General features: G+C 68.8%; 6 protein-coding genes. 4 read left to right on the forward strand and 2 right to left on the reverse strand.

Annotation, left to right across the window (positions count from 1 at the left end; genetic code table 11):
• Positions 1–43 precede the first annotated feature (43 nt).
• Entirely contained in the window at positions 44–3277 is a 3234-nt protein-coding gene (locus KOI35_RS32380; RefSeq protein WP_215792490.1) for a GH92 family glycosyl hydrolase, read from the reverse strand.
• 508 nt (positions 3278–3785) lie between these two features.
• Between KOI35_RS32380 and KOI35_RS32385 the strand changes: the two genes are divergently transcribed.
• From KOI35_RS32385 to KOI35_RS32400, 4 genes are all read left to right on the forward strand, one after another.
• Positions 3786–4811: a multicopper oxidase domain-containing protein gene (locus KOI35_RS32385; RefSeq protein WP_308121242.1), complete on the forward strand. Its 1026-nt coding sequence runs from the start codon at positions 3786–3788 to the stop codon at positions 4809–4811.
• Between the two features lie 197 nt (positions 4812–5008).
• A complete protein-coding gene (locus KOI35_RS32390; protein WP_308121243.1) occupies positions 5009–8854 on the forward strand; it encodes a ThuA domain-containing protein in 3846 nt (1281 codons plus the stop codon).
• A 29-nt stretch (positions 8855–8883) separates the two neighbouring features.
• Positions 8884–10365, forward strand: coding sequence for an OmpL47-type beta-barrel domain-containing protein (locus KOI35_RS32395; protein WP_215792779.1), 1482 nt, complete (start codon positions 8884–8886; stop codon positions 10363–10365).
• A complete protein-coding gene (locus KOI35_RS32400) occupies positions 10362–11342 on the forward strand; it encodes a hypothetical protein (RefSeq protein ID WP_215792492.1) in 981 nt (326 codons plus the stop codon). The genes KOI35_RS32395 and KOI35_RS32400 overlap by 4 nt, the downstream gene beginning before the upstream one ends.
• A 55-nt stretch (positions 11343–11397) precedes the next feature.
• Here KOI35_RS32400 and KOI35_RS32405 read toward each other — a convergent pair whose 3' ends face one another.
• Positions 11398–11988 (reverse strand): TetR/AcrR family transcriptional regulator, encoded by a 591-nt coding sequence (locus KOI35_RS32405; RefSeq protein ID WP_215792493.1) that lies wholly within the window; start codon positions 11986–11988, stop codon positions 11398–11400.
• Positions 11989–12005: the final 17 nt, after the last annotated feature.

Genomic DNA, 12005 nt, shown 5'->3' on the forward strand with positions numbered 1-12005 from the left:
CCGTGTTCCGGAGGGGTCGCGCGCCCTTCTCAGTCGAGCCCCCTCAGCCGAGCAGTTCCCACTCGGCCATCTGGGTCGCAGCGCCGCCGTGGTTGGCGGTTATCTGCAGGCGGTAACGGGAGTATGCGGTCGTGTTGGGGATGACGAACGCGCGCGTCTGCCGGCGGTCGGCGAAGTCGAGGTTGGTGCGCGTGTCGATCGTTGTCCACGTGGTGCCGTCGTTCGAGGCCTGCAGCGTCCAGCTCTTCGGGTCTCGTTCGGCGGCGTCCTCGGCCGAGGTGAGCGTGTACTGCTTGACGGCCGCCGCCGTCGGGAGGCGGTATTCGAGGGTGGCGGTGTTCGCGAACGTCAGCCACTTCGTCATGGACGTGTCGTCGACGAGCTTGGCCGCGGTCTCGTTGGGCGGGTTCTCGCCGCTGGCCGTGATGGTGCCGCCGGTTGCCTTGTCGGCCAGCGGGCGCGGGGCAGCGCTGCCGGTGGTGAGCGACGGTGGCACGTCGTTGGCGCCGGTGCCCCACGACGACGGGTTCGGGCCCATCACGAAACTGAGCGTTCCGCCCGCCTGCAGATCGGCGTGGGTCAGGTAGTTCTTCGTGTAGGGGGCGCCGTTGAGTGTCGCCGATTGGATGTATCTGTTCGTGTCGCTCACTCCGGGCGCCGACACGGTGAACGAACGGCCGTTCTCGAGCGACAAAGTGGCCGACGGGTGCAGCGGTGCGCCGATCGTGTAGTCGGTGCTGCCCATCCGCGCCGGGTAGAAGCCGAGCGCACTGAACACGTACCAGGCCGACATCTGCCCGTTGTCCTCGTCGCCCAGGTAGCCGCCGCCGTTGCCCACGCCGGATCCGTACAACTTGGTGAGCACGTCGCGCACCCGGTTCTGCGTCTTCGCGGGCGTGCCGGCGTAGTTGTACATGTAGAGCATGTGGTGGATCGGCTCGTTCGGGTGCGCGTACTGGCCCATGTTCGTGTCGTACGCCTCGCGCATCTCGTGGATGACACCGCCGTACGAACCGGGCAGGTAGTCGCGTGAGGCGGCGAACACCGAGTCGATTTTCGCGGACAGTTGCGCGCGTCCGCCGTACAGGTTGGCCATGCCCTGCGGGTCCTGCGGCGCCGGCGTCGCGTAGTGCCAGGGCGCGCCCTCGGTGAACTCGTAGCCCCACTCGTTGGGTTTGAAGGCCGAGTCGGCCGTACGCCAGGAGCCGTTGGACTGCTTGCCGCGGAAGAACCCGGTCGACGCCGAATACAGGTTGGCGTAGTCCAGCGCCCGGTTCTCGAAGTAGGCCGCGTCCTCGGTGAATCCGAGCGCCCGGCCCAGTTGCGCGATGCCGAAGTTGTTGTTCGCGTCCTCCAGCGTCCACGAGGCGGCTTCACCCCGTACGTCGGTGGGCACGTACCGCTTGAACGTGGACACCTCGATGCCCTTGCGCCCCTTCGACCCGGAACCCGAGTAGACGGCCGCGTTCTTCACCATCGACGCGTACGCGGCCCGGTAGTCGAAGTTGCGCACACCCTTCATGTACGCGTCGGCGAAGGCCAGATCCTGGTTGGTGCCGACCATGATGTCGATGTAGCCCGGACCGGACCAGCGGGGTGTCCAGCCGCCGTTCTTGTACGCGTTGACGAATCCGTCCAGCATCTCGCCCGTACGCGTGGGGGAAAGCAGTGTGTACAGCGGCCAGACCGCGCGCGCGGTGTCCCAGAAGCCGTTGTTCACGTACATCTGCCCGTCGTGCACGGCGTTGTCGTACGGGCTGAAGTACTTGCGCACCCCGCCGACCATCTCGCTCATGTTGTTCGGGTACATGAACGCGCGGTACATGTTCGAGTAGAACGTCACCAGCCGGTCGGTCGACGCGCCCTCGAGTCGTACTTTGCCCAGCGTGCTGTCCCACAGGGCGGCCGACTCCTCGCGTACGGAATCAAAGGTCTTGGAACCGACCTCCTGGCTCAGGTTGGCCGTCGCCTGTTGCACGCTCATGTACGAAGTTGCCAGTTTGAGCGTTACCTGCTCGTTGGCCGCGGTGGCGAACCGGATCCAGTTCGTCACGCCCTGCCCGCTCACGCTCCCGGTGGCGGCGATCGGCTTGTCCACGGTCGCCGAGAAGTAGAGCCGCGGGCCCTTGTGGTCGAGGTAGCCGGTGATGGTCCGGGCGGCGGTGTTGACCGTCATCGAGCCGCCGACCTTGTCGATGGTGTCGAAGACGATGACCGCCTCGGACGTGGCCGGATAGCGGAAGCGCATCACGCCGGCGTGGTCGGTCGGCGTCATCTCGGCCGTGATCCCGTACGTGTCCAGCTGGGTCTTGTAGTAGTGCGCGTTGGCCACCTCGTTGCTGTGACTGAACGTGGACTTGCGCGCATCGGGCGTCGTCTTGACCGCACCGGTCATCGGCATGACTTGAAGTTGTCCGTAGTCGCCGATCCACGGGCTGGGTTCGTGGCTGACCCCGAAGCCCTGCACGGTGCTCGAGTTGTACGCGTACAGCCAGCCGTCGCTGTTGCCGTTGGTGATCGGCGTCCAGAAGTTGAAGCCGTTCGGCACGGTCGCGCCCGGGAACGTGTTGCCGCGCGAATAGCTCACGTCGGAGTTCGAGCCGCGCCGCGTGTCGACCAGATCGGACAGTCGCGCGGCCGGGGCGGCGGCCGTGATCGACAGGTCGTCGAGGTAGCCGCGGAACGTTCCAGTGTTGGCCGGTTGGTCGTAACCGAGCAGGATCCGGTCGACCGTCTTGCCGGCCACCTTCTCGCCGATCGCCGAGGTCACGTAGTTCCAGCGGTCGAACCCGAGGACAGACCCGTTTCCCTGGTACGAGGGGTGGAGCCGGACGCCGTTCTGATCGACCGCGCCCGACTCGCGCAGGTGGCTTCCGTCGGTGAAGACCAGGTCGACGGCCACGTCGAGGTGCCCGCCGGACTGCGGATAGAGCCAGTACGACAGCGTGGTCGACGCGGTCACCGGGATGTCCACATCGAAGATCCGGTTGTACGAGTAGGACGTCGTCGTGCTCGTGTCGTTGCCGGAATACATGAGCGCCGCGGTCCCGGTGTGGGCCGTCTCGTTGCGCGGAGCACTCTCCATCGCGGTCAGCGCGCAGCAGTAGCCGCTGATCCCGGCGCTGCTCTCGACGCTGTTCGACCAGGTGGGTTGCGTGTCACCACTCTCGAACCCGGTGGTGAAGTCGCCCGGGGCGGCGACCGCCGGCGGGGAGGTGACGGCCAGGCCGAGGCCGACGGTCAGTAAGACAGTGGCGAGCCAGGATCGTTTGCGCATGGCGAGACCTGCCGTTCGCGGGGGATGGGGGAGCGCGACGCAGACCCGGGTGCGCAGGTCGTTACGGGGATGTGTCCTGCCCACCCGTGACAACGTTGTCAAGTCTCGCGATAGTAAGCAGCCTCATGGATAGTCGTCAATGACATGCCATCGAAGGTCTCCGATCGTCCACTTTCGTCGTCGAGACCTTTACTTTCGTCTATGCGAGTCATAAGTTGCTCACATCAGACCGAAGTTTTGATTCTCCTGAGAAAAGTTCGTAACACGCGCGCGGTGCCGAGTGGCGGCTCAGGGTCGCGGCGGAACGGCTGCTCGACGGCGGGACGCTGCCGGCGGTGGTCACCTCTTCCGATTCGTGGGAGTCCCCGGCTGGGCCGGTGACGCGGAAGGACGCCCAATGAGCAATGACAACGTTGTCAACCGTGCCCTGCGCAGGTGGGGCCGCGGGATGACACCGGACCCTTCGGCGTTGGGGGACGCCAGTCCCGCCGAGCCGGGTGAACCCCATGTGCGGCGTCGGTCGCTGCTGGCCGCGGCCGGCGTTCTCGGTGTCACCGGGGGCGCGGTCACCGTGGCCACGACGACCCACAGCGAGCCGGCCAAGGCCGCCGAGGGAGTCACCAAGCGGATCACGATCTATGCGGTGGCGCTGCCCGGCAACCAGTTCGGCTACGGCCTGACCCCGGACACCGCGACCATCCCGGGCCCGATCCTCGAGATGTACGAGGGCGACACGCTCGAGATCACCCTGGTCAACACGACCAACCAGCGGCTCTCCATCCACCCGCACGGCGTCGACTACAGCACCGACTCGGACGGGGCGCCGTTCAACGCGTCGTTCAACGCGCCCGGCGAGACCCGCAAATACGTGTGGCGCTCGCACGAGATGACCGCGACCAGCGGGCGGCGCTTCCTGCCGGGCAGTGCCGGCTACTGGCACTACCACGATCACGCGATGGGCACCGATCACGGCACGGCCGGGCTGATCAAGGGCCTGTACGGGGCGCTGATCGTGCGCCGGCGCGGCGACATCCTGCCCGACAAGCAGTTCACCGTCGTGTTCAACGACCTGCAGATCAACAACAAGGTCGCCCCGAACACACCGATGTTCGAGGCCAACCTGGGCCAGAAAGTCGAGTGGATCGCGATCGGCCACGGCAACTTCTTCCACACGTTCCACCTGCACGCGCACCGCTGGGCGGACAACCGCACGGGCTATCTCGAGGGCCCGTCCGACCCCACCCACGTGGTCGACAACAAGGACCTCAACCCGGGCAACTCGTTCGGCTTCCAGGTCGTGGCGGGCGAGGCGGTGGGCCCGGGCGCGTGGATGTACCACTGCCACGTCCAGTCGCACTCGGACACCGGCATGGCCGGCATCTTCCTGGTCCGCAACGCCGACGGCACGATGCCGCCGGGCGCTCAGGAGGCGATCGACCGCTTCAACGGACACCAGCACGCGGCCGCAGCCAAGGCGGCGGCATCGGCACCGGCATCGGCAGAGACGCACGCACACGGAGGGACAGGCTCATGAGGTTCCGGCGATATCCGTCCGACCACCCCGACGTTGTCCACAGCGCCGACTTATCCACAGGCGCCGACGCGAAGATCGGCAAAACCCGCGACAATGATCGGCGGGGGTACCCCCTTGGGAGGGCGGGGTCTCGGCGCGGGTCTCGACGCGGCCGCAAACTGCTGATCACGGGGCTGAGCTCGATTCTGGCCCTCGGCGTGGTACCGCTGAGCACGGCCGTAGCCACCCCGGCCGCCGCGGCCGCCGCACCGGCCAAGCCGGGCGTGCTCGTCTTCTCGGGCGCGGCCGCCGGCCAGACCGACCCCGTAGCCAAAGCGACCGCCACCATCAAGGACCTCGGCGCCGCCCAGGGCCTCGACGTCACGTCGAGCACCGACCCCGCCGTCTTCAGCGCGAGCGGCCTGGCCCCCTACCGCGCCGTCGTCTTCCTCTCCGCTGAGGGTGTGACGCTCACCGGCGTACAGGAAACCGCTCTTAAAGGTTTTGTCAACGCGGGCAACGGCTTCCTCGGCATCGGTGACGCGGCCAAGGCTCAGCTCGACTCGACCTGGTTCACCGGCCTGATCGGCGCGCGACCGGCCGGGGCGATCCCGACGGCACATCCGGTCGCGGCGGTCACCGCGAGCGGCGAGAACCCGCCCACCGAGACCGCGGTCAAGCTCAACGACGGCGACCCCAACACCAAGTGGCTGGTCCGTACGCCGACCGGCTGGGTCCGGTACGAGCTCGCGACGGCGGCCCGCATCACCGGCTATGCCCTCACGTCGGCCAACGACTCGTCGGGACGTGACCCGAAGAACTGGGCGTTGCAGGGTTCGGCCGACGGGTCGAGCTGGACCGATGTGGACACCCGCAGCAACCAGACTTTCCCGGAGCGCTTCCAGACGCGCCGCTTCGACGTGGCGACGCCGGGCGACTACAAGTTCTACCGGCTCAACATCACCGCCAACAGTGGCGAGCCGCTGACCCAGCTGGCCGACCTGCGGCTGTTCAGCGGAACGTCCGAGACGCCGGCCCCGCCCGCGGTGGTCCGTTCGGTGGTCGACATCCTGGACCGGCAGCACCCGGCGACCAAGGATCTGCCGCTGACCGTCACGCGGGAGGACCGCTGGTACAACTGGGAGTCGAACCCGGTCGGCCAGGTGCACACGCTCGCGCAGGTCGAGGAGCGGCACTACAACCCGGGTCTGGGCGCGAACGGCCCGTTCCACCCGATCTCGTGGTGCCGTGACTACGACGGGGGCCGGTCCTTCTACACCGGCATGGGGCACACCGACGGCTCGTACTCGGAAGACGCCTTCAAGAAGCACCTGACCGGCGCGCTCGGCTGGACCAGCGGCATCGTCCGCGGCGACTGTCAGGCCACCATCGCCTCGAACTACAAGGTGGAGCGCCTGACCGCGGTCAACCAGACCGGTCAGCTCGACCAGATCGGCGAGCCGCACGGCCTGACCATCGCCCCCGACGGCACGGTCTTCTACGTCGGCAAGGCGGCCTGCCCGAGCGGGCCCGTGGTCGCGTGGACCGACCCCAACGTGGGCCTGGGCTGCGGCACCATCCACTCGTACAACCCGGCCACCAAGCAGGTGAAGCTGCTGACCACGCTCAAGGTGATGGGTAACCGGGGCAGCGGCGACGAGCTGGTCAAGAACGAGGAGGGCCTGCTCGGCATCGTGCCCGACCCCTCTTTCGAGCAGAACGGCTTCCTGTATGTGTACTGGATGCCGCACGAGTCGATCGACCGCGACAAGCGGATCGGCCAGCGGACGGTTTCCCGATTCACGTATGACAAAGCGGCCCAGACCATCGACCAGGGCACCCGCAAGGACCTGCTGAACTGGCCGGTGCAGATCCACAGCTGCTGCCACGCCGGTGGTGGCATGGCGTTCGACGACAAGGGCAACCTGTACGTCGGTTCCGGTGACAGCAACTCGTCGCAGGGCTCGGACGGCTACTCCGGCAACAACTGGACCGCCGACTACCAGGGCCTGTCGTTCCAGGACGCGCGCCGGACGGCCGGTAACACCAACGACCTCAACGGCAAGATCATCCGGATCCACCCGGAGGCCGACGGCACCTACACGATCCCGGCCGGCAACCTGTTCCCGCCGGGCACCGGGAAGACGCGTCCCGAGATCTACGTGATGGGCGTCCGCAACATCGCCCGGCTGCAGATCGACAAGAAGAAGCAGTGGCTGACCGCGGGCTGGGTCGGACCGGACGCGTCGTCGCCGAGCCCGGAGCTGGGCCCGGCCAAGTACGAGACGGCCACGATCATCACCGAGGCCGGCAACCACGGCTGGCCCTACTGCATGGGTAACCGGCAGCCGTACCGCGACCGCAGCAACACCGACGCCAAGGTGCTGACCGGCTGGTACGACTGCGACGCGCCGAAGAACGAGTCGCCCCGCAACACCGGTCTGACCGACCTGCCGCCGATCAAGGACAACATGATCTGGTACGCCCCGGACGGCGGCGGCCCGGTCTTCCCGAAGCGGGCCGGCAGCGACATCCCGACCTACAACGCGGCCGACGCCACCTACACGCAGCCCTACCTGCGCGGCGGCGGGCAGGCCATCATGTCCGGCCCGACCTACCACCGCGACCTGGTCGACCCGGCGTCGAAGGTGGCCTGGCCGTCGTACTGGAACGACAAGTGGCTCATCGGCGACCAGTCGAACTCGGCCAACCGCGTCGCGGTCACGGTCGACCAGCCCGGCAAGCCGCCGGTCTACGGCGAGTCGCTGCGGGCCATCATCCCGGCCGGCGGTGGCGCGACCCAGCTGCAGTCGTGGATGGACGCCAAGTTCGGTCCGGACGGCGCGCTCTACATGCTCGACTACGCGGGCGGCTTCTTCAGCCTGCACCCCAACCAGAAGCTGATCCGGATCACCTACCAGGGCGGGGCGGCCACGCCGGCTCCGGCCGCGGGCGTGGTGGCGGTGCAGAACAAGCCGCTCACGTACGCGTTCAACGGTTCCCGGTCGGGCGGCCTGTCCTGGAAGTGGACGTTCGGCGACGGGGGCACCTCGACCGAGGCCAACCCCGTGCACACGTACGCGAAGGTCGGTAAGTACACCGCGACGCTCGTGGTGACCTACGCGGGCGGCACCACCTCGACCGTGACGACCCAGGTCACGGCCGGTTGTGTGGTGGCCGATCCGAACACGACGGTCAAGCTCGACGACGTCGACACCGGGGTGGCCAACCGCGTGGTCGGCGAGGGCTGCACGGTCGACGACCTGATCGACGACGAAAGCACGTGGGAGACGCACGACGCCTTCGTACGCCACGTCTCCGCCGTCACCGCCTCCATCGGCGGCATCCTCACCGACCGTGAGGCCGGCGCCCTGAAGAAGGCGGCCGCGTCCTCGAAGATCGGCACGGCCGGGCACACCGGCTACGTCTCGCTCTACAACGGCACGTCACTGGCCGGCTGGGAGCAGGCGCCGACCGGGCAGTTCACGATCCAGCCGGACGGGACACTGCGGCCCAGCGGCGGGCTCGGCATGCTCTACCACACCAAGCCGGTCAAGGACTTCTCGCTGACGCTCCAGTTCCGCGACGTCGCCCCCGGCGACGGCCGCGCCAACAGCGGCGTGTTCACCCGCTTCCCCGACCCGCGGATCCCGCTCGACCAGCGGCCCGAGGGCAGTTGCGGCACGGTCGGCTCGGCCCGCACCTCGCAGGCCTGGGTGGCCATCTACTGCGGCCACGAGATCCAGATCTACGACGGTGCGACCGGGGAGACCCAGAAGACCGGCTCGATCTACAACTTCGACCCGAACCCGCTCAGCGCGGCCGGCGCCACCGACAAGAACGTGTGGAACCGGTACGAGGTCCGGGTCGTCGGCCAGCACTACACCATCATCCGCAACGGCACGGTCATCAACGAGTTCGACAACACGCCGGGCAAGCAGTCCTCGCGTGCCGGTGACCCGCCGACCGACCTGCGGCAGTTCACAGAGGGGCTGATCGGTCTGCAGAACCACGGAGACGCCGACATCGCCGAGTTCCGCGACATCCGGGTGCGTGCCCTGTGAGGAAACTCTTCGCCCTTTTCATCGCGCTGATGATCATTGCCCCGGCCGCCCCGGCCCGCGCCGCCCAGGTGCTGACCTGGCAGGGCAACGACAGCGTGACCGCCTATAAGCAGGTGCCGACATCGGCCGTGGCCGGCGAGACCACGATCGTGTTCGAGAACAGCGCGGCCACCGGCAACACGACCGGCATGCCGCACACGCTGACCTTCGACACGTCGACCGACGGCTACAACCACGACGTCAACCTGAACATCCTGGCCAACCCGTTCGACGCCAACAACGGGCGGCACGAGGCCACGGTGACGCTGACCCCGGGCAAGTACCGGTTCTTCTGCTCCATCCCGGGGCACAGCACGATGGTCGGCGAGCTGACGGTGACCGACGGTCCCGGCCCCGATCCCGACACGACGCCGCCCACGGTGACGGCCGCCGCGGCGGGCACCCGGGACGCCGACGGCAACTACGTCGGTACGGCCACGGTCACGGTGACCGCGTCCGACACCGGGGGCTCGGGCCTGGACAAGGTCGAGTACGCGCTCGACGCCGGTTCGTTCCAGGCCTACACGGCGCCGGTCGCGGTCAGCACGGCCGGGGCGCACACGGTGAAGTACCGGGCGACCGACAAGGCGGGCAACGCCTCGACGGAAGGGTCGCTGGCCTTCACGGTCGTCGAGCCCGCCCCCGAGGAGGACACCACGCCGCCGACGGTCAACCACGCGGTGGCCGGGGAGCAGGACGGTGACGGCAACTACGTCGGTACGGCGACGGTGACGCTCACCGCCACCGACGACGACTCGGGCGTCGACACCGTGCAGTACTCGCTCGACGGGGCGGCCTTCACGGCGTACACCGCACCGGTGGCCGTCTCGACGGCCGGCGCGCACATGTTCCACTACAAGGCGACCGACAAGGCGGGCAACACCTCGGCCGAGAAGATGGCGGCCTTCACGGTGGTGGCGCCGCAGGAGCCGGACACGACCCCGCCGACGGTGACGCTAGGCGTGGAGGGCGAGCAGAACGAGGACGACGCGTACGTCGGACGGGCCACCGTCGAGGTGACCGCCGCCGACACCGAGTCCGAGATCGCGAAGATCGAGTACGCGTTGGACAGCGGGGCCTGGACGGCGTACACGCAACCGGTTGTCATCACCGGGGTCGGCGCGCACACCGTCAAGGCGCGCGCGACCGACACGGCCGGCAACACATCGGCCGACAAGTCCGTGTCCTTCACGGTGGTCGGCACCGGCGGTGGCGGCGGGGACTGCGAGGTTCCCGACACCCGGGCCACGGTGGTCATCGGCGGCGACGACACCGGCGTACCGAACAAGGACACCGGCGACGGCTGCACGATCAACGACCTGATCGACGAGTACGCCTCGTATCCCACCCACGCCGCGTTCGTGCGGCACGTCGAAACCGTCACCACCGCCCTGGTCACCAGCGGCACGCTCACGCCCCGGCAGCGCGGCACGATCGTCCGCGCGGCTGCTCGTTCCGAGATCGGCTCATGAGAGGCATCGATATGCGCAAGAAGTTGGCCGTCTTCGCCGCCGCCGGTCTGCTGGCCGGCCTGATCCCCGCCCTGCCGGCCACCGCCGCGCTGGTCACCCACTGCATCGGCACCGGTGGCGCCGTCACCGTGCCGAACGACCTGCTCGTCCCGGCCAACGAGTCCTGCTCGCTGACCGGCACCATCGTCACCGGCAACATCACCGTGCAGGCCGGGGCCAACCTGGTCGTCTCCGGCGGCAAGTTCTCGGGCGAGGTGCGGGTGGCCGGCAACGGCTATCTCGACGCCTCGACGACCACCATCGACGGCCCGGTGATCCTGGCCGCGGGCGGCTACGGTGTGTTCCTCAAGGACGCGTCGAGCGGTGCGGTGACCGTACGGGCCAAGGGCACCACGACGATCGACAGCTTCCTGTTCGTCGAGAACAGCACGATCGCCGGCAACGTCAGCGCCCAGGCCGGCGAGGTCCGGCTGGACCAGAACACCCAGGTCACCGGCAGCGTGAACAGCACTGGCTCGTACTACACCGACGTGCACGACTCGTTCGTGGACGGCACGCTCTCGGTGCTCAACAGCGCCACCGGCAGCGTGATCTGCGGCAGCTCGGTCCGCGGCAAGGCCACCTTCGCCGGCAACCTCGGCGGCGTGCAGCTCGGCCCGAACGGCCCGCTCGACAGCTGCGCGTCCGGTGGCTTCTTCGGCAAGGACGTCAGCGTCACCAGCACCACCGGCGGCGTCACGGTCGACGACAACATCATCGACGGCGCGCTGACCGCCACCGGCAACAACCCGGCGGCCCAGATCGCGTCGAACAACCGCATCCGTCGCGGCGTGGTCACCGACGGCGCGGCCGCCGCGGCCGCCCGCTCGGCGGCGGCCCGCCCGGCCGCCCCGCGCACCGACGACACCGCCAAGGCCGAGGAGCGCCGCTCCGACGCCGTGCAGGAGGCGACGGCCGCCGGCCCCGCCGACCTCTGACATCCCTTCCACCACCCGGCCCTCGGACCCGCCCCGGTCCGGGGGCCGGACTATGTCACGGGGCGAGTAGCGCCTGCAGGGCGGTCCCGGCGGTGACGGCGATGGTGTCGAGGCTCTCGTCGGCCACCGTCGGGACGCGGACGATGCCGCGGGCCACGATGATGCCGACCAGCATCGCGGCGGCTACCGCCATGCGCAGGCGGGTGTCGTGGTCGTCGGGGAGGTGGTCGACGGCGCCGCGCATCAGGCGGGCCTCGATGAAGTCGCGCAGCTGGTCGGCCGCCGCCTCGCGAGCCGCCGCGCCGCGCAGCATGGCCAGCAACGGTTCCGAGGTGCGCGGGTCGGCCTCCCAGACCTCGAGGAACGCCCGGGCCACCCGCTCGCCGATGCCCTCGGCCGGGCCGGGCCACGCGTCGGTCATCCGGTCGAGGGCGTCCGGCGGCACCGCCATCACCGCGCCGAACAGCTCGTCCTTCGACTTGAAGTACTGCATGACGAGCGCGGCGTCGACCCCGGCGTCGGTGGCGATGCGGCGGATCGTCGTGCCCGTGAAGCCGTCGGCCGCGAATCGGGCCCGGGCCGCGTCGAGCACAGCCCGGCGGGTGTCGTTCTGTCCGGGCCTGCGGCCGCGTCGGGTTTCCGGCATGCCGATCAACATAGCCC

It is taken from the genome of Paractinoplanes bogorensis, from assembly GCF_018829635.1.
Classification (GTDB): domain Bacteria; phylum Actinomycetota; class Actinomycetes; order Mycobacteriales; family Micromonosporaceae; genus Actinoplanes; species Actinoplanes bogorensis.

Bases quoted from the DNA above. Each gene is read 5' to 3' on its own strand.
- KOI35_RS32380 (WP_215792490.1), bottom strand. From the start codon at position 3,277: ATGCGCAAACGATCCTGGCTCGCCACTGTCTTACTGACCGTCGGCCTC.
- KOI35_RS32395 (WP_215792779.1), top strand. From the start codon at position 8,884: ATGATCATTGCCCCGGCCGCCCCGGCCCGCGCCGCCCAGGTGCTGACC.
- KOI35_RS32400 (WP_215792492.1), top strand. From the start codon at position 10,362: ATGAGAGGCATCGATATGCGCAAGAAGTTGGCCGTCTTCGCCGCCGCC.
- KOI35_RS32405 (WP_215792493.1), bottom strand. From the start codon at position 11,988: ATGCCGGAAACCCGACGCGGCCGCAGGCCCGGACAGAACGACACCCGC.